This is a genomic window from Pseudomonas sp. HT11, from assembly GCF_044875395.1.
Classification (GTDB): Bacteria; Pseudomonadota; Gammaproteobacteria; order Pseudomonadales; family Pseudomonadaceae; genus Aquipseudomonas.
Genome location: NZ_CP173217.1, coordinates 3,855,953 through 3,873,806, shown reverse-complemented (window position 1 = coordinate 3,873,806; position 17,854 = coordinate 3,855,953). Strand labels below are relative to the sequence as shown.

16 protein-coding genes are annotated in these 17,854 nt (G+C 60.9%); 7 read left to right on the top strand and 9 right to left on the bottom strand.

The genetic code is table 11. The features are described 5' to 3' along the window. Position 1: 1 nt before the first annotated feature. Both ABWL43_RS17760 and ABWL43_RS17755 read left to right on the top strand, forming a co-directional pair. A complete protein-coding gene (locus ABWL43_RS17760; RefSeq protein WP_404483352.1) occupies positions 2-1,261 on the top strand; it encodes an efflux RND transporter periplasmic adaptor subunit in 1,260 nt (419 codons plus the stop codon). Continuing rightward, entirely contained in the window at positions 1,261-2,790 is a 1,530-nt protein-coding gene (locus ABWL43_RS17755) for a DHA2 family efflux MFS transporter permease subunit (RefSeq protein WP_145164010.1), read from the top strand. The genes ABWL43_RS17760 and ABWL43_RS17755 overlap by 1 nt, the downstream gene beginning before the upstream one ends. 133 nt (positions 2,791-2,923) lie before the next feature. Here the strand turns inward: ABWL43_RS17755 and lpxH are convergent, their stop codons facing one another. Then, the gene (lpxH, locus tag ABWL43_RS17750; protein ID WP_369303195.1) at positions 2,924-3,673 is read right to left on the bottom strand and encodes a UDP-2,3-diacylglucosamine diphosphatase; all 750 of its coding nucleotides are present in this window, start codon (positions 3,671-3,673) and stop codon (positions 2,924-2,926) included. Then, entirely contained in the window at positions 3,670-4,173 is a 504-nt protein-coding gene (locus ABWL43_RS17745; protein WP_404483350.1) for a peptidylprolyl isomerase, read from the bottom strand. Before ABWL43_RS17745 ends, lpxH begins: the two co-directional genes overlap by 4 nt. A 251-nt stretch (positions 4,174-4,424) precedes the next feature. Between ABWL43_RS17745 and ABWL43_RS17740 the strand changes: the two genes are divergently transcribed. From ABWL43_RS17740 to ABWL43_RS17725, 4 genes are all read left to right on the top strand, one after another. Next, on the top strand, positions 4,425-6,125 hold the full coding sequence (locus tag ABWL43_RS17740) for a glutamine--tRNA ligase/YqeY domain fusion protein (RefSeq protein WP_404483348.1): 1,701 nt from the start codon (positions 4,425-4,427) through the stop codon (positions 6,123-6,125). A 15-nt stretch (positions 6,126-6,140) separates the two neighbouring features. After that, on the top strand, positions 6,141-7,529 hold the full coding sequence (gene cysS, locus ABWL43_RS17735; RefSeq protein WP_145164016.1) for a cysteine--tRNA ligase: 1,389 nt from the start codon (positions 6,141-6,143) through the stop codon (positions 7,527-7,529). Between the two features lie 484 nt (positions 7,530-8,013). Beyond that, the gene (locus ABWL43_RS17730; protein ID WP_404483346.1) at positions 8,014-9,072 is read left to right on the top strand and encodes a hypothetical protein; all 1,059 of its coding nucleotides are present in this window, start codon (positions 8,014-8,016) and stop codon (positions 9,070-9,072) included. Between the two features lie 317 nt (positions 9,073-9,389). Then, positions 9,390-9,848, top strand: a complete 459-nt coding sequence (locus ABWL43_RS17725) for an HIT family protein (RefSeq protein WP_404483345.1) — start codon at positions 9,390-9,392, stop codon at positions 9,846-9,848. A gap of 126 nt (positions 9,849-9,974) precedes the next feature. On the opposite strand, the gene ABWL43_RS17720 is transcribed toward ABWL43_RS17725, so the two are convergent. From ABWL43_RS17720 to ABWL43_RS17690, 7 genes are all read right to left on the bottom strand, one after another. Beyond that, positions 9,975-10,313, bottom strand: coding sequence for a Na+/H+ antiporter subunit G (locus ABWL43_RS17720; protein WP_145164022.1), 339 nt, complete (start codon positions 10,311-10,313; stop codon positions 9,975-9,977). Further along, positions 10,310-10,588: a K+/H+ antiporter subunit F gene (locus ABWL43_RS17715; RefSeq protein ID WP_106578792.1), complete on the bottom strand. Its 279-nt coding sequence runs from the start codon at positions 10,586-10,588 to the stop codon at positions 10,310-10,312. Before ABWL43_RS17715 ends, ABWL43_RS17720 begins: the two co-directional genes overlap by 4 nt. Next, positions 10,585-11,073 (bottom strand): Na+/H+ antiporter subunit E, encoded by a 489-nt coding sequence (locus ABWL43_RS17710; RefSeq protein ID WP_262209150.1) that lies wholly within the window; start codon positions 11,071-11,073, stop codon positions 10,585-10,587. Before ABWL43_RS17710 ends, ABWL43_RS17715 begins: the two co-directional genes overlap by 4 nt. Next, complete coding sequence (locus ABWL43_RS17705; RefSeq protein ID WP_404483342.1) at positions 11,070-12,752, bottom strand: monovalent cation/H+ antiporter subunit D; 1,683 nt, start codon at positions 12,750-12,752, stop codon at positions 11,070-11,072. Before ABWL43_RS17705 ends, ABWL43_RS17710 begins: the two co-directional genes overlap by 4 nt. Beyond that, positions 12,749-13,093 (bottom strand): Na+/H+ antiporter subunit C, encoded by a 345-nt coding sequence (locus ABWL43_RS17700; protein ID WP_007986256.1) that lies wholly within the window; start codon positions 13,091-13,093, stop codon positions 12,749-12,751. The genes ABWL43_RS17705 and ABWL43_RS17700 overlap by 4 nt, the downstream gene beginning before the upstream one ends. Continuing rightward, positions 13,093-16,017 carry a monovalent cation/H+ antiporter subunit A gene (locus ABWL43_RS17695; protein ID WP_145164028.1) on the bottom strand — a complete coding sequence of 975 codons (2,925 nt, stop codon included), beginning with the start codon at positions 16,015-16,017 and terminating at the stop codon, positions 13,093-13,095. Before ABWL43_RS17695 ends, ABWL43_RS17700 begins: the two co-directional genes overlap by 1 nt. A gap of 211 nt (positions 16,018-16,228) precedes the next feature. Beyond that, positions 16,229-17,158, bottom strand: coding sequence for a DMT family transporter (locus ABWL43_RS17690; protein ID WP_179608732.1), 930 nt, complete (start codon positions 17,156-17,158; stop codon positions 16,229-16,231). A gap of 92 nt (positions 17,159-17,250) precedes the next feature. Between ABWL43_RS17690 and ABWL43_RS17685 the strand changes: the two genes are divergently transcribed. Continuing rightward, positions 17,251-17,814 (top strand): helix-turn-helix domain-containing protein, encoded by a 564-nt coding sequence (locus tag ABWL43_RS17685; protein WP_404483339.1) that lies wholly within the window; start codon positions 17,251-17,253, stop codon positions 17,812-17,814. The last annotated feature ends 40 nt before the right edge of the window (positions 17,815-17,854 follow it).

Genomic DNA, 17,854 nt, shown 5'->3' with positions numbered 1-17,854 from the left:
CATGGCCACTGCCGAAAGCAACAACGCAACAGAGCAACCTAAAGAGCAGCAGAAAGAGCAGCAGAAAGAGCAGCAGAAAGAGCAGCAGAAAGAGCAGCAGAAAGACAGCAACCCACGCAAACGCAAAATCATGCTGATCGGCCTGGCGCTGATCGTGATTCTTGGCGTGATCGGCGTGTGGGCCTGGTATGAGCTTTACGGGCGCTTCAACGAAAGCACCGACGATGCCTATGTGAACGGCAACGTGGTGGAAATCACCCCGCTGGTCACCGGCACCGTGGTCAGCATCGGCGCCGACGACGGCGACCTGGTCCACGAAGGCCAGGTGCTGATCAACTTCGACCCCAATGACGCCGCTGTCGGCCTGCAAAGTGCCCAGGCCAACCTCGCGCGCACCGTGCGCCAAGTGCGGGGCTTGTACAGCAACGTTGATGGCATGAAAGCCCAGGTGCTGGCGCAGCAAGCCAACGTGCAGAAGGCCCAGGACAATTACAACCGTCGTAAGAACCTCGCCGCCGGCGGCGCGATCTCCCAGGAAGAACTGTCCCACGCCCGTGACGACCTGACCTCGGCGCAAAGCGCCCTGGCCAACGTGCAGCAACAATTCAAGACCTCCAGCGCGCTGGTGGACGACACGGTGATTTCGTCCCACCCGGACGTGCAGTCCGCCGCCGCGCAACTGCGCCAGGCGTACTTGACCAACGCCCGCAGCACCTTGATTGCACCGGTAACCGGCTATGTGGCCAAGCGCACGGTGCAATTGGGTCAGCGCGTGCAGCCGGGTACCGCGTTGATGGCGGTGATCCCGCTGAACCAGTTGTGGATCGACGCCAACTTCAAGGAAACCCAGCTGCGCGATATGCGTATCGGCCAGCCGGTGGACATCGAGTCGGATATCTACGGCAGTGACGTGAAGTACAGCGGCACCGTGGACAGCCTGGGCGCCGGTACCGGCAGCGCGTTTGCCTTGCTGCCGGCGCAGAACGCCACCGGTAACTGGATCAAGATCGTGCAACGGGTGCCCGTGCGTATTCACATCAACGCCGACGAGCTGGCCAAGCACCCGCTGCGTGTGGGCTTGAGCACCGTGGTCAACGTGGACCTGCACGACAAGAGCGGCCCGGTGCTGGCGCAACAGGCGCCGCAAAAGGCCTCGTTCACCACCAACGTGTATGACCGCCAATTGGCCGAAGCCGATGCCATGATCACTCAGCTGATCCATGACAACAGCCTCGCCGCGCCCAAGGCTGTGCAACGCTGATGAGCAATAACGCCTCGTTCACGCCACCCAGCCTGTTGATGGCCACTATTGGCCTGTCGCTGGCGACCTTTATGCAGGTGCTCGACACCACGATCGCCAACGTGGCCTTGCCGACCATTTCCGGCAACCTCGGCGTGAGTTCGGAGCAGGGCACCTGGGTGATCACCTCGTTTGCGGTGAGCAACGCGATTGCCTTGCCGCTGACCGGCTGGTTGAGCCGGCGCTTTGGCGAGGTGAAGCTGTTTTTGTGGGCGACCATCCTGTTTGTGCTGGCCTCGTTCCTCTGCGGTATTTCCACCTCGATGCCTGAGCTGATCGGCTTTCGGGTGCTGCAGGGCCTGGTGGCCGGGCCGCTGTACCCGATGACTCAAACGTTGCTGATCGCGGTCTACCCGCCGGCGAGGCGCGGCATGGCCCTGGCGCTGCTGGCGATGGTTACGGTGGTGGCGCCGATTGCCGGCCCGATCCTCGGCGGCTGGATTACCGACAGCTACAGCTGGCCGTGGATCTTCTTTATCAACGTGCCCATCGGCATCTTTGCGGTGCTGGTGGTGCGTTCGCAGTTGAAGAAACGTCCGGTGGTCACCAGTTACCAGCCGATGGATTACGTCGGGCTGCTGAGCCTGATCGTCGGTGTTGGCGCGCTGCAGATCATCCTCGACAAGGGCAATGACCTGGACTGGTTCGAATCCAACTTCATCATCGTTGGTGCCGTGATTTCGGCGATAGCCCTGGCGGTGTTCGTCATCTGGGAAATGACCGACAAGCACCCGGTGGTCAACCTGCGGTTGTTTGCCTACCGCAACTTCCGCATCGGCACCATTGTGCTGGTGCTCGGTTATGCGGGGTTCTTCGGCATCAACCTGATCCTGCCGCAATGGCTGCAAACCCAGATGGGCTACACCGCCACCTGGGCGGGCCTGGCGGTGGCGCCGATCGGCATTCTGCCGGTGCTGATGTCGCCGTTTGTGGGCAAGTACGCGCACAAGTTCGACCTGCGCTTGCTGGCGGGCCTGGCATTTTTGGCAATTGGCCTGAGCTGCTTCATGCGTGCCGGTTTCACCAATGAAGTGGACTTCACCCACATCGCCCTGGTGCAGCTGTTCATGGGCATTGGCGTGGCGCTGTTCTTCATGCCGACCTTGAGCATCCTGATGTCCGACCTGCCGCCGGCGCAAATCGCCGACGGCGCGGGCCTGGCGACCTTCCTGCGGACCCTGGGCGGCAGTTTTGCGGCCTCGCTGACCACCTGGATATGGATTCGCCGCGCCGACCAGCACCATGCGTACATGAGCGAGAACATGACCACCTACGACTCGGCAACCCGTGATGCCTTGCAGGCACTCGGCGGGGCAGGGCACAAGGCTTATGCGCAGCTGGACCAGATTCTCACCAGCCAGGCGTACATGATGTCCACCGTGGATTACTTCACGCTGCTGGGGTGGATGTTCATGGGCTTGATCGTGATTGTGTGGCTGGCGAAACCGCCGTTTGCGGCGAAGGCCGGGCCGGAGGCTTCGGGGCACTGATCGAAAGACCGAACTCGGTCAATGTGGGAGCTGGCTTGCCTGCGATGCAGGCACCTCGGTACGTCAGATACATCGAGGTGATGCTATCGCAGGCAAGCCAGCTCCCACATTTGATGGGTGTTGTGTCTGAGAATCAGGCGCCAGGCAGCGCCAGCTGTGGGTTGACGAAGTCAAACGCCGCCAACGCAAACCCTTGCTCGTCTACCTGCAACGCCCAGCCCTGCTTGTCCCAATCCCCCAGCACAATGCGCTTGGCCGCCTGATCACCAATCTGCAACTTATGGATCGCTGGGCGGTGCGTATGGCCGTGGACCAGGGTGCGCACGCCAAATTGCTGCATCACCCGCGGCACTTCCTCGGGCGTCACATCGACAATGTCGTTGGCTTTCATGCGTGTCTGCGCGCGGCTTTCACTGCGCAGCTTGCGCGCCAGCTTGTGGCGGGTGCGCAATGGCAGGTGCCGCAGGATAAACAGCACAATCGGGTTACGCAGGATGCGCCGCAGCTTCATGTAGCCAAGGTCGCGGGTGCAGAGGCTGTCGCCGTGCATCAACAGCACAGGCTCGCCGTAGAACTGCACGACACTCGGGTCCTTGAGCAAGGTGGCGCCTGCAGCTTTGCAGAACGCCTTGCCGATCAGGAAGTCACGGTTGCCGTGCATGATGAAAATCGGGGTGCCGCTGTCGCTCAGCTCACGCAGGGCCGCGCAAATCGAACGCTGGAATGGTGTCATGCCATCGTCGCCAATCCAGGCTTCAAAGAAGTCGCCCAGAATGTACAACGCCTGGGCGCCACGGGCGCGCCCGTGGAGCAAATCCAGAAACGCCCGGGTGATGTCCGGGCGGTCCTCTTCCAGATGCAAATCTGAAATCAGCAATATCACCCAACGATCTCGGCTTTCTCGACGATAACGTCTTCTACCGGAACGTCCTGGTGACCGGCTTTACCGGTGGTCTGCACGGCTTTGATCTTGTCGACGACGTCCTGGCCTTCGGTCACTTTACCGAATACCGCGTAGCCCCAACCCTGCACGTTCTTGCCGCTGTGGTTCAGGAAGGCGTTGTCGGCGACGTTGATGAAGAACTGTGCGGAGGCCGAATGCGGCTCCATGGTACGGGCCATGGCGACGGTGTACTTGTCGTTGGAAAGGCCGTTGTCCGCTTCGTTCTGGATGCTTGGGCGCTTGTCTTTCTTTTCTTTCATGCCAGGCTCGAAACCGCCGCCCTGGACCATGAAGTTGCCGATGACACGGTGGAAAACGGTGTTTTCGTAGTGGCCGGCTTTAACGTATTCGATGAAGTTGGCGACGGTGATCGGCGCTTTCTCGGCGTTCAGCTCGATGACGATGTCACCGAGGTTGGTGGTCAGTTTGACTTGAGTCATGTTCACTACTCTTTTCAGGGAATTCGTGGGTTTGGACGCCTGAGCGCCTTACCTGATTGGCTAAACAGAGGCCAAGGCGCGCAGTTTAGCGTGACCTGCAGGAATTTCGAGGTGGTTTTTTACCGCCGATGCATTAAATGCAGCAGTTTTCGACCACGCTCTGTCAGCGGCTTGACAGCTTCGGCTATCATAAGCCCTTTGTTTTATCGGCCCCTACTTCTGGCCAAGCACTTCGTCTGTTCAAGGATCCTATGAGCAAGCCCACTGTCGACCCTACCTCGAATTCCAAGGCCGGACCTGCCGTCCCGGTCAATTTCCTGCGCCCGATCATCCAGGCGGACCTGGATTCGGGCAAGCACACGCAGATCGTCACCCGTTTCCCGCCTGAGCCCAACGGTTACCTGCACATCGGCCACGCCAAGTCGATCTGTGTGAACTTCGGCCTGGCCCAGGAGTTCGGTGGCGTCACGCACCTGCGTTTCGACGACACCAACCCGGCCAAGGAAGACCAGGAATACATCGACGCCATCGAAAGCGACATCAAGTGGCTGGGTTTCGAGTGGTCCGGTGAAGTGCGCTACGCCTCCAAGTATTTCGACCAGTTGTTCGACTGGGCCGTCGAGTTGATCAAGGCCGGCAAGGCTTACGTCGACGACCTGACCCCGGAGCAAGCCAAGGAATACCGTGGCAGCCTGACCGAGCCGGGCAAAAACAGCCCGTTCCGCGACCGTTCGGTCGAAGAGAACCTGGACTGGTTCAACCGCATGCGCGCCGGTGAGTTCCCGGACGGCGCTCGCGTGCTGCGCGCCAAGATCGACATGGCCTCGCCGAACATGAACCTGCGCGACCCGATCATGTACCGCATCCGCCATGCCCACCACCACCAGACCGGTGACAAGTGGTGCATCTACCCGAACTACGACTTCACCCACGGTCAGTCGGACGCCATCGAAGGCATCACCCACTCGATCTGCACCCTGGAGTTCGAAAGCCATCGCCCGCTGTACGAGTGGTTCCTCGACAGCCTGCCGGTGCCGGCGCACCCGCGTCAGTACGAATTCAGCCGCCTGAACCTGAACTACACCATCACCAGCAAGCGCAAGCTCAAGCAGCTGGTTGATGAAAAGCACGTGCATGGCTGGGACGACCCACGCATGTCGACGCTGTCGGGCTTCCGTCGTCGCGGTTACACCCCGGCGTCGATCCGTAATTTCTGCGAGATGGTTGGCACCAACCGCTCCGACGGCGTGGTCGACTACGGCATGCTCGAATTCAGCATCCGTCAGGACCTCGACGCCAACGCACCGCGCGCCATGTGCGTGTTGCGTCCGTTGAAAGTGGTGATCACCAATTACCCGGAAGACCAGGTCGAGAACCTCGAACTGCCGCGTCATCCGCAAAAAGAAGAACTCGGCGTGCGCAAGCTGCCGTTCGCGCGTGAGATCTACATCGACCGTGATGACTTCATGGAAGAGCCGCCAAAGGGCTACAAGCGCCTGGAGCCGAATGGCGAAGTGCGTCTGCGCGGCAGCTACGTGATCCGCGCCGATGAAGCGATCAAGGACGCCGATGGCAACATCGTCGAACTGCGTTGCTCCTACGACCCCGAAACCCTGGGCAAGAACCCTGAGGGCCGCAAGGTCAAAGGCGTGGTCCACTGGGTGCCGGCCGCTGCCAGCATCGAGTGCGAAGTGCGTTTGTACGATCGTCTGTTCCGTTCGCCGAACCCTGAAAAGGCTGAAGACAGCGCGAGCTTCCTGGACAACATCAACCCTGATTCCCTGCAAGTGCTCACCGGTTGTCGTGCCGAGCCATCGCTTGGCGACGCACAGCCGGAAGACCGTTTCCAGTTCGAGCGCGAAGGTTACTTCTGCGCAGATATCAAGGACTCGAAACCTGGTCAGCCGGTATTCAACCGTACCGTGACCTTGCGAGATTCGTGGGGCCAGTGATTTAAGGGAGTTGTCGTGTTAACGATCTACAACACACTCAGCAAGACCAAAGAAGTCTTCAAGCCGCTGGATGGCAACAAGGTGCGCATGTACGTGTGCGGCATGACCGTGTACGACTACTGCCACATCGGCCACGGCCGCAGCATGGTTGCCTTCGACCTGGTGACCCGCTGGTTGCGTTTCAGCGGCTATGACTTGACCTATGTGCGCAACATCACCGACATCGACGACAAGATCATCAACCGTGCCAACGAAAACGGCGAGTCGTTCGACGCGCTGACCGAACGCATGATTGCTGCCATGCACGAGGACGAGGCGCGCCTCAACATCCTCAAGCCGGACATGGAGCCGCGCGCCACGGATCACATCCCGGGCATGCACGCGATGATCCAGACCCTGATCGACAAGGGTTATGCCTACGCGCCCGGCAATGGCGACGTGTACTACCGCGTCGCCAAGTTCATGGGCTACGGCAAGCTGTCGCGCAAGAAAATCGAAGACCTGCGCATCGGCGCGCGCATCGAAGTCGACGAAGCCAAGCAAGACCCGCTCGACTTCGTGCTGTGGAAAGGCACCAAGCCCGGCGAGCCGAGCTGGGAGTCGCCATGGGGCGCCGGGCGTCCGGGCTGGCACATCGAGTGCTCGGTGATGTCCACCTGCTGCCTGGGCGAGACTTTCGACATTCATGGCGGCGGCAGCGATCTTGAGTTCCCGCACCACGAAAACGAAATCGCCCAAAGCGAAGCCGCCACCGGCAAGACGTACGCCAATGCCTGGATGCACTGCGGCATGATCCGCATCAATGGCGAGAAGATGTCCAAGTCCTTGAACAACTTCTTCACCATTCGCGACGTGCTGGAAAAGTACCACCCGGAAGTGGTGCGTTACCTGCTGGTGTCCAGCCACTACCGCAGCGCCATCAACTACTCGGAAGACAACCTCAAGGACGCCAAGGGCGCCCTGGAGCGTTTCTACCACGCGTTGAAAGGCCTGCCAGCCGTGGCGCCTGCCGGCGGCGAAGCGTTCGTGGCACGGTTTACCGAAGTGATGAACGACGACTTCGGCACGCCGGAAGCCTGTGCGGTGCTGTTCGAGATGGTGCGTGAGATCAACCGCTTGCGCGAGACCGATCTGGATGCAGCGGCCGGGCTGGCTGCACGCTTGAAAGAGTTGGCCAGCGTGCTCGGTGTGTTGCAGATGGAAGCCGATGACTTCCTGCAAGCCGGCGCTGAAGGGCGTGTGGATGCGGCGCAAGTTGATGCGCTGATTCAGGCGCGTCTGGCTGCGCGGGCTAACAAAGACTGGGCCGAGTCCGACCGTATCCGTGACCAACTGACCGCGATGGGTGTGGTGTTGGAAGACGGCAAAGGCGGGACGACGTGGCGGTTGGCTGATCAAGCTTGATTGGTAAACGCTGAATGAAAACGCCCCGACTGGTTCGGGGCTTTTTTTTGCAGATCGTTTTAATGGCTCACTCGATCCAGTGTGGGAGCGGGCTTGCTCGCGAATGCGGTGGGTCAGTCAACAGATTCATTGGCTGATGCACCGCCTTCGCGAGCAAGCCCGCTCCCACAATTCGACCGAGTTAAGCTTCCACAATTTGGTTGGCTGCAATGCCGCCTGGGTTTTGCTTTTCTGTGGGAGCTGGCTTGCCTGCGATGCAGACGCCTCGGTGCATCAGCGTTACCCAGGCAATGCTATCGAAGGGCACGCCAGCGCTTCTTCGAATTGTCGTTGAAAGTTCTGCGATGGACAGGGCAGCGTGCCTACATAGGGTATGGAACTGTCCGCATCCGACTTACCACTGAGCGGGTCAGAGCCCTGCGGGCTTTTCACTTAATCGGGAGCGTTGCAGATGTGGAATTCAGGGGCGGCAGGGACGGGAGGTGTGGGCGCCGGGTATGCGCCAAATGGGTTGCGACCCAGGGCGGTTTCCGTTGCGCCTGCGGCCGAAGTGGTTGCGGTCAAACAGCAGCTCAATGAGTTATTTGATGCGACAGGTTCCAAGGCACAAATGGCTCAACGGTTATCTTTCAGTTTGAAGGCGCTTCTGGAAAAGGTGGACAGCGGTACGTTCAAGAACGATCTCCACAAGCTGATTCAAACCTTGGACGTCTACATAGCCTCCCAAGCGGCAGTTTTTCAGTCTATACAGCACCTGTTCCCGGATGCGGGGCGAGAGTCTCTGTCCAGCCGGTCGCATGACACTGGCCACCCCCGTGCACATAACGGACCTGGGCTTCGTCATCCGCGGCAGGTAAGTCATAACACTCCCACTCAGAGGATGAGTCTTGATGACCTCTACACCGACAGGAGTAATCCGGGCAGAAGACCTGGCGTGGGTAATGAACCCGGCAATATCTGGAGTGGTTTCAAGCAGGGGCCAAATAAAAGCAATTGCACGACGGTGGCAGCCATAAAGGTCGCAATGATGAAGTTTGGCCAGAAGCCGACCGATATTTACAAGCAGGTAATCGCAGCGGGTGATGGCTGGAACATACAGATGCGGGATGACCGCTGGTACCACCTGTCCAAAGATGAGCTGGCGCAGGCAACCTATAGATCTGAGTTCAGTGGCGATAATCCGGCGATGGTGGCAGATGCTAATTTTCTGTATGCCGTGAGTGCTAAACGGGCGCAAATGGAGAATAACGACGGTTATGCCGCGCGAGGTTTCGAGAGCGCGTTATACAGCATCAATGACGGTGAGCCCTTTGGTCACAATTACAATGGGTTCGTGCGCCTGGGCCTGAGTGCCCACATCCAAAAAACCACTGTTGAAAACTTGGCGCGTGGGCAACTGGGTCTTGTGACTCATGGCGTTCCGGTTAACGGTCAAATGGTGGGCCATTCGCTTGCAGTGATCAATGGGCGAGAGGAAGTGTGGGGTAGGCAAGGCGGGAGTCCACCGACTGACATCTACGCCAACGCGGTGACCTTGGTTTGACGTGTGATTGGGGCTGTTGATTGGCCCCTTTACCGTCCCAGAGCACCTTGCCAAACCCATTCTGCGACGCATACGTGCCGACATGGCGCAGTTCACGCTCACTACCAATCAGGCTGAACAAGGGAATCCCTTGTCCCAACAGCACCGGGATACGGATGATGATCAGCTCATCGATCAGGGCGGCCCATCACCGTTGCGTTTCTGATCTCAATTTCGTAAGAGCTTTCGGAAAATTGTCTTTTGTTTTGACGCTCGCCCATTCATGGCTTTAGATGATCGCCACGACCAAACCCATGGTGAAACTGGCGGTGATTTGAATGGATTGTATTTTTTGCAGCATTGTCCGAAAGACCTCTCCAGCCCACATTCTGTGGGAGGACGAACACCATATGGCGTTCCTGTCGATCTTCCCCAACACGCCGGGTTTCAGCGTGGTAATCCCCAAGCAGCACTACGGCAGCTATGCGTTTGCGCAGTCGGATAAGGTGCTGGCCGACCTTGTTGTCGCCACCAAAAAAACCGCACTGCAGATCGACCGGGCGTTTCCGGATGTGGCGCGCACCGGGATGATGCTGGAAGGGTATGGGGTGGATCACCTGCATGCGAAGCTGTTTCCCATGCATGGCACGGGCTCGGACAGTGCGTTCAAGCCGTTGAGTTCGAAGGTGGACAAGTTCTTCGAGGCCTACGAGGGCTATATTTCATCCCATGACCACGTGCGGGCGGATGATGCCGGGTTGACGCAACTGGCGGAGCACATCCGGTCCTTCGCCTAGCGCAAACCAACTGTGGGAGCTGGCTTGCCTGCGATAGCGGTGTATCAGTCTATGAAGTTGTAACTGATAGACCGCCATCGCAGGCAAGCCAGCTCCCACATTTTTAGATCGTGTGCGCCTGGTCGATCAGCGGCGGCTGCTGACCTCGGCGGGCACATCGTCCCCGGCCATGCGTTTGCGGAACAGTGCAGTGCGAGCCAGCAGCAGCGTGGTTACCGGCACCGTGATCGACAGCAGAATCGGAATCAACCAGCCGTGCAGCACCGGCGCGGACTTGAGCACCGAAAAGTAGATGATCGACGCCAACGCCACACACCACGCACCCAATGTAGAGGCCAGCGCCGGCGGGTGCATGCGCTGGAAAAAGTCCTTCATGCGCAGCAGACCGATCGCGCCGATCAGTGCGAATACGCTGCTCAGCACCAGCAATACCGCCACGCTGGCTTCAACCCATAACGGCATCATTCAATCACCTCGCCACGCAGCAGGAATTTCGCCAAAGCGAACGACCCGACAAAGCCAAACAGCGCAATCAGCAGCGCCGCTTCAAAGTAGGTGTCACTGGCGTAGCGGATGCCGAGCACCAGCATCATCAGCATCGCCAGGATGTACAGATAATCCAGTGCCAGAACCCGGTCCTGTGCCGACGGGCCTTTGAACAGGCGCGCCAGTGTCAGCACCATGGCCAGCGAGAACAGGAACAGGCTGATCAGGATCGCGTTGGAGAGCAGGGCGCTCATTCGAAGATCTCCATCAGGGGCCGCTCGTAGGTGGTTTTGAAGTGCTCGATAAAGGGCGCTTCATCCTCAAGGTCGAACACGTGCAACAGCAGAATGCTGCGGTCCAGCGCCAGTTCCGACCAGACCGTGCCGGGTGTGACGCTGGTGATCATCGACAGTACGGCCAGGCCGTTGGCGTCGCGCAGGTTCAGCGGGATTTTGATAAAGCGCGAACGCGGCGCACGCGAGCCGCAGATCAGCACGCCCCATGCCACTTGCAGATTAGAGATGATCACGTCGCGGCCCACCACCAGAAACAGGCGCAGGATCACCCCGGGGCGGCGGATGCGGATCGGCGACGGGCGCAGCGGCGCCATCAGCAGCGGGGCAAGAAAGCCCAGCAGCGCGCCGAGCAGCAGGTTGCCGGGGCTGACGGACAGGTTCAGCACCAACCACAACAGCCACAACGCCAGCGATAACCAGGGGGCAGGGAACAGACGCTTCATGGCTGCACCTCCAGGGCGGCGGTCTTGGCTTCAGGGCTCGGCACCGGACGCGTCGCCAAAACGGCCATCACGTAGTGTTCCGGGTTGTTCAGGCTTTCGGCGGTGGCCTGGGTGTAGCGCATCAACGGCTCGGCCTTGAACGTCAGGAGGATGCTCAGGCCGAGCAGGAAGAAGATCGGCAGGCACTCATAGCGGCGCAGCAGCGGCGAGGGGCGCTCTTCCGGCGTCCAGAAGCGCTGGATGCCCAGGCGGGCGAAGGCAATCAGCGACGCCAGGCCCGACAGGATCAGCAATGTCACCAAGCCCCAGGCGGCGGGGCGTATGGGTGCATCCACCGCATTCCCCAGCCCCAGCGGGTTGACCAGCGCGCTTAACAGGCTGAGCTTGCCGATGAAGCCAGACAGCGGCGGCATGCCGATAATCAGCAATGCGCAGGCAACAAAGCTCAAACCGAGAAAGGCCATGGTCCATGGAATCACCTGGCCGACCACGGCTTTCTGTTCATCGTCGAGGTTCACGCCGGGCCGTGGATGCAACGACTCCATGGCCTTGGGCAACGCATCGATTTCCTCGTCCAGCGGCAGGTCATTGGCCGAGCGCGAACGCTCGATCAGTTCGGCCAGCAGGAACAGCGCGCTCAATGCCAGCGTCGAGCTGACCAGATAGAACAGCGCTCCGGCCGTCAGGCTTGGCTGAGCAAAGCCCACGGCCGACAGCAGAATCCCGGCCGACACCAGAATGCTCAAGCTGGCCATGCGTTCCAGCCGCTGCGCCGCTACCATCGCCAATGCTGCGCAAATGATCGTCGCCATGCCGCCGTACACCAGCCAGTCGCCGCCAAACAGCGCCGAAGCACCGGCTTGCCCCGAAAACAGCAAGGTCCACAGGCGCAGCACGGTGTACACGCCCACTTTGGTCATAATCGCAAACATCGCCGCCACCGGCGCGCTGGCCGAGGAGTAGGCGGGCGCCAGCCAGAAGTTCAGCGGCCACATGCCGGCTTTGGCCAGGAACGCTGTTGCCAGAATTGCCGCGCCTGCGTGCAACAGGCCGCGATCGGCCTCTGGCACCAAGGGGATTTTCAGTGCCAGGTCAGCAAAATTCAGCGTGCCGGTGACGCCGTAGATCATCGCCGCGCCAATCAGGAACAGCGACGAGGCCAGCAGGTTGATCGCGATGTAATGCAGCCCCGACGACACCCGCGCACGGCCCGAGCCGTGCAGCATCAAACCATAGGACGCCGCCAGCAGCACTTCGAAGAACACGAACAGGTTGAACAGGTCCGCTGTCAGGAAGGCGCCGTACAGGCCCATCATCTGGATCTGGAACAGCGCGTGGAAGCTGGTACCGGCGCGGTCCCAACGGGCCATGGCGAACAGCAGCGCGCTCACGCCGATGATCCCGGTGAGCACCAGCATCATCGCCGACAGTTGGTCCACCACCAGCACGATGCCGAACGGTACCTGCCAGTTGCCCGGCTGGTACACGCCGATGGAGCCGGGGCCGCCTTGTTGTGTCCAGTACAGCAGCAGGACGGCGATGCCCAGGCCGATGACGCTGGAAAACAGGTTGATTTTTGCCTTCAGCGGACGGCGTTTTTCGCCGAGCATCAGCATCAGCGCGGCGGTCAGCAACGGCAGCAGGATCGGCGCGACGATCAGTTGATTGATCCACGTCATTCCTTGGGCTCCCGACCGTCTACATGGTCAGTGCCGGTCAGACCGCGGGAGGCCAGCAGCACCACCAGAAACAGCGCGGTCATGGCGAAGCTGATCACGATCGCCGTCAGTACCAGCGCCTGGGGCAGGGGATCGGTGTAGTGCAGAAGGTCTTGCGGCACGCCGTCCTTGATGATCGGCTCCTTGCCGATAAACAGGCTGCCCATGCTGAAAATGAACAGGTTGACCCCGTACGACAGCAGGCACAGGCCCATCACCACCTGGAACGTCCGTGGCCGCAGGATCAGCCAGACGCCGGAGGCCGCCAGGACCCCAATGGCAATTGCGATGACTTCTTCCATCAGGCGGCTCCTTGCGTTGCGGCAACCACTTTTTTCGCCTGGTTGCTCGGTTTGTGGGCCCGCACGGACTGGTGACCGAGGGCGGTGAGCATCAGCAGCGTGGAACCGACGACCATGGCGTACACGCCGACGTCGAAGAACAGGGCGCTGGCGATATGGATATCGCCGAGCACCGGCACGCTGAAATGCCAGGTGTGGGTGGTGAGGAACGGGTAACCGGCAAACAGCGCGCCGAGCCCGGTCAGGGTGGCCGAAAGCAGGCCAAAACCCATCCAGCGCATTGGCCGCAGGCTCATCTGCGCCTCAACCCACTGCGTACCCGCAACCATGTATTGCAGGATGAACGCTACCGACATCACCAGGCCTGCGACAAAGCCGCCGCCCGGCTGGTTATGACCGCGCATGAACAGGTAGAACGACACCACCAGCGCAATTGGCAGCAGCAGGCGCACCAGCACCGCCGGCACCATCATGAAGCCCAGCGCGGTGTCGCTGGCCTGGCGCGGGTTGACCAGGTCGGTGGCCACGTCCGGCGCCAACTGGCGCTGTTGCGCGGGCAGTTGCATGCTTTCTTTGGACGGACGGAAGCGCCGCAGCAGGGCATACACCGTCAGCGCCACGGCGCCGAGCACGGTGATTTCGCCGAGGGTATCGAAGCCACGGAAGTCGACGAGCATCACGTTCACGACGTTGCTGCCGCCGCCTTCGGGCAGGGCGCGGCTGAGGTAGAACGAGGAGATATCGTTGGGGGTCTGGCGGGTCAGCATCGCGTAGGACAGCAGCGCCATGCCGCCGCCCACCACGGTGGACAGCAGGAAGTCACGCAGGCGGCGAATGCGCGCCTTGCGCAGCGAGCTGGGCAATGGCGACACTTCTTCGATCCGCCGTGGCAGCCAGCGCAGGCCGAGCAGAATCAACACGGTGGTCACCACTTCGACGACCAGCTGCGTCAACGCCAGGTCCGGCGCCGAGAACCACACGAAGGTGATGCAGGTCATCAAGCCGCACACGCTGACCATGGTCAGGGCTGCCAGCCGGTGATACTTGGCTTGCCACGCGGCGCCGAGGGCGCAGGCAATCGCCAGCAGCCACAGGGTCACAAACACAATGGAGCCCGGGATCTTCGGCCGGTCGCCCCAGCTGAGGCCGCTGTTGAGCATCGGGATCAAACCTGCAATCACCGCTGCCGTCACCAGCAGGAACAGCTGGGTCTGCAGGCGTTTGGTGCTGATGCGTTTTTCGATCCGGCGCACGCCGCGCATCATCACCACCAGGCTGCGTTCGAACATGCGCTTGCCGTTGAAGTAGCTGATGACCGGCGGGTACTTGAAGCGGCCACGTTTGAGCTGTTTGCGCAGCAGCAGGTAGAGCACCACGCCGCCGGACATCGCCACCAGGCTCATGATCATCGGCGCGTTCCAGCCGTGCCAGATCGCCAGGCTGTACTCGGGCAGCACACCACCGACCACCGGCAGCGCAGCGGCAGCGAGAATCGAGCCGACCACCTGGGCCGGGAAGATGCCCACCAGCAGACAAGTGAACACCAGCAGTTCCACCGGGGCGCGCATCCAGCGCGGCGGTTCGTGGGGCGTGTGCGGCAAATCGGTGGCGGGCGGGCCGAAGAACACATCGACGGTAAAGCGCAGCGCATAGGCGACGCTGAAAGTGCCGGCGATGGTTGCAATCATCGGCAGGGCAATTTCCACCCAGGCGGTCGCCGAGATAAATACCGTTTCAGCGAAGAACATCTCTTTGGACAGGAAGCCATTGAGCAACGGCACCCCGGCCATCGACGCACTGGCCACCATCGCCAGGGTCGCGGTAAACGGGATCAGGCGCACCAGACCGCTGAGCTTGCGAATATCACGGGTGCCGCTTTCGTGGTCGATGATGCCCGCCGCCATGAACAGCGAGGCCTTGAAGGTGGCGTGGTTGAGGATGTGGAACACCGCAGCGACGGCGGCCAGCGGGCTGTTGAGGCCCAGCAGCAGGGTGATCAGCCCGAGGTGGCTGATGGTGGAGTAGGCCAGCAGGCCCTTGAGATCGTTTTGAAACATGGCGCAGTAAGCGCCGAGGAGGAGGGTGATGGCGCCGGCACCGCCGACGATCCAGAACCATTCTTCGCTGCCGGACAGCGACGGCCACAGGCGGGCCAGCAGGAACACGCCGGCTTTCACCATCGTCGCCGAGTGCAGGTACGCCGAAACCGGCGTCGGTGCCGCCATCGCGTGGGGCAGCCAGAAGTGGAAGGGGAACTGTGCGCTTTTGCTCAGGGCGCCGATCAGCACCAGGGCGAGCATGACCGGGTACAGCGAGTGCGCGCGAATCTGATCGCCCGCCGCCAGCACCTGGTCCAGGTCATAGCTGCCGACGATATGCCCCAGCAGCATCACGCCGGCCAACAGGCACAGGCCGCCCGCACCGGTGACCATCAGCGCCATATAGGCGCCGCGCCTGGCATCGGCGCGGTGGTGCCAATAGCCGATCAACAGGAACGAGAACAGGCTGGTCAGTTCCCAGAAGAACACGATCTGGATCAGGTTGCCGGAAATCACCAGCCCGAGCATGGCGCCCATGAAGGCCAGGAAAAACGCGAAGAAACGCGGCACCGGGTCGTCCGGCGACATGTAGTAGCGCGCATACAGCGACACCAGCGAGCCGATGCCCAGCACCAGCATCGAGAACAGCCAGGCGAACCCATCCATGCGCAGCACGAAGTTCAACCCAAGGCTGGGCAACCACATGAATTCTTCGCGGATCACGCCACCGTGGGCGATCTGAGGGTAGAGCAGGGCGACTTGAATGGTGCCGACCAGGGCCACGAGGCCAGCCAACAGGGATTCGGTGTTACGTGCATTGTGCGGCAGCAAGGCCGCCAGACAGCTGCCAATAAAAGGCAGAAGCAGTAGAACTATCAGGGACATAGGCTTCTAATCTGCGGGAGTTTGGGATGCATCATACGTGCCGCTTTGTCGATCACCAAACGCCAAGATGTGGCAGGATCCTACAAGGTAGGCTGAAAACCCCCGTTTGGCATTGTTTCAGCTGGCGCCATTGCAGCCGTCACCACCGCTCGCTGTGGGAGCCGGGTTCGCCCGCGATGGCGATCTGACAGCCATTACCAGCAGTCAGACCTTACCCCTGCTGCTCCTGTTCCCTTTCATCCTGCAGTTCGATGGCCTTCTGCCCTTTAGTCTTCAGCTCACTCACAATCACTGCCGCCACAATCAACGCCGCCCCCACCATCGCGATCGGCGGGAAGCGCTCACCGGCCATCCGTCCGATCACGCCGGCCCACACCGGTTCACCGGCGTAGATCAAGGTGGCGCGTGTCGGCGAGACACTCTGCTGCGCCCAGTTCATCGCGACCTGGATCACCGCGCTGGTCAAGCCCAGGCCCACCGCGCTGAATACCAGCAACCACGAGAAACCTGGCAAGGGTTCCCCCATCGGCACCACCATCAGAAACGACAATAACGACGCCGTGGCCAGTTGCACCACGGTCACCCGGCGTACATCCACCTGCCCGGCAAACGCGCTGATCAGAATGATTTCGGCGGCCACCGCCACGGCACAGATCAGCGTGGCGATTTCGCCGGGGCTGAAGTTCAGCGACGCGCCGGCCGGGCCGGTGAGCAACATCAAGCCGGTAAACGCCAGCATGATGCCGATGGCCGGCATCAGCCCTGGGCGACGCCCCAGCACCAGCCATTGCAGCAGCGGCACGAACGGCACATACAGCGCGGTGATGAACGCCGACTGACTGCTCGGAATAGTCTGCAGCCCGATGGTCTGCATGCCGTAGCCGAACATGATCGAGGTGCCGATGAAGGCGCCGGCTTTCAACTCAAACAAGGTCAGGCCGCGCAGGGTGCGCAACGAAAAGAACCCAACCACGATGGCCGCTGCGGCAAACCGCAGACCCACGAAAAACATCGGTCCGCTGACCGTCATCGCATGTTGCACCAACAAAAAGGTGCCGCCCCAGATCATGGTGATCACCACGAGAATGCATTCGGCTTTGCTGAAACGGTTGAAGCGTGAGGAGGGGTTCGGGGCAGTCATGGCGGCTCGGTCTTGCAAGGGAAAGGCACGGACCGCACAATGCGCCGCACGCTGGGCAGTATACTGCGCACACCTACCTATTGAGCAATATAGTGCACAAAGAAAATCCACATCGGGCGTCGGTCCTGCAACACGTCAGCCAGAACGTCCGTCGTTTGCGGCATGCTGCCGACATGAGCCAGACCGCGCTATCGGAAAAGTCCGGCGTCAGCCGGCGCATGCTGGTGGCCATCGAGGCGGGCGAGAAGAATGTCAGCCTGTCCACCCTGGACCGCGTCGCCGAAGCCCTGGATGTGGCTTTCAGCGACCTGATCCAGGCGCCGGATGCCGGCGATCACAGCCGCATCAACGAGCTGGCGTGGGCCGGCGACATTCCCGGCAGTAAAGCCGTATTGCTGGCCAAGGCTACTGCCCGGCGCGAAGTGGAATTGTGGGAGATGCGCCTGGAACCGGGCGACCGTTACAGCCCGGAACCTGACCCGGAAGGCTGGAGCGTGCAGCTGTTTGTGTTCGAAGGCCGCCTGACCCTGATCCTCGATGACGAAGAAAAACACGTGGCCACCGGTGAGTTCTTCATGTTCGCCAGCCGCCAGGCCCACGGCTATCGCAATGATGGTGAGGTGGCGGTGTGCTTCGTGCGTAACGTGGTGATCTAACTGTCTGCCAGGCAACAGTGGATGGACACTTTGCTCGCCT

Coding starts and splice junctions, on each gene's coding strand:
- ABWL43_RS17760 (WP_404483352.1), top strand. CDS start 2: ATGGCCACTGCCGAAAGCAACAACGCAACAGAGCAACCTAAAGAGCAG.
- ABWL43_RS17755 (WP_145164010.1), top strand. CDS start 1,261: ATGAGCAATAACGCCTCGTTCACGCCACCCAGCCTGTTGATGGCCACT.
- ABWL43_RS17745 (WP_404483350.1), bottom strand. CDS start 4,173: ATGACTCAAGTCAAACTGACCACCAACCTCGGTGACATCGTCATCGAG.
- ABWL43_RS17740 (WP_404483348.1), top strand. CDS start 4,425: ATGAGCAAGCCCACTGTCGACCCTACCTCGAATTCCAAGGCCGGACCT.
- ABWL43_RS17725 (WP_404483345.1), top strand. CDS start 9,390: ATGGATTGTATTTTTTGCAGCATTGTCCGAAAGACCTCTCCAGCCCAC.
- ABWL43_RS17720 (WP_145164022.1), bottom strand. CDS start 10,313: ATGATGCCGTTATGGGTTGAAGCCAGCGTGGCGGTATTGCTGGTGCTG.
- ABWL43_RS17715 (WP_106578792.1), bottom strand. CDS start 10,588: ATGAGCGCCCTGCTCTCCAACGCGATCCTGATCAGCCTGTTCCTGTTC.
- ABWL43_RS17710 (WP_262209150.1), bottom strand. CDS start 11,073: ATGAAGCGTCTGTTCCCTGCCCCCTGGTTATCGCTGGCGTTGTGGCTG.
- ABWL43_RS17705 (WP_404483342.1), bottom strand. CDS start 12,752: ATGACGTGGATCAATCAACTGATCGTCGCGCCGATCCTGCTGCCGTTG.
- ABWL43_RS17700 (WP_007986256.1), bottom strand. CDS start 13,093: ATGGAAGAAGTCATCGCAATTGCCATTGGGGTCCTGGCGGCCTCCGGC.
- ABWL43_RS17695 (WP_145164028.1), bottom strand. CDS start 16,017: ATGTCCCTGATAGTTCTACTGCTTCTGCCTTTTATTGGCAGCTGTCTG.
- ABWL43_RS17690 (WP_179608732.1), bottom strand. CDS start 17,158: ATGACTGCCCCGAACCCCTCCTCACGCTTCAACCGTTTCAGCAAAGCC.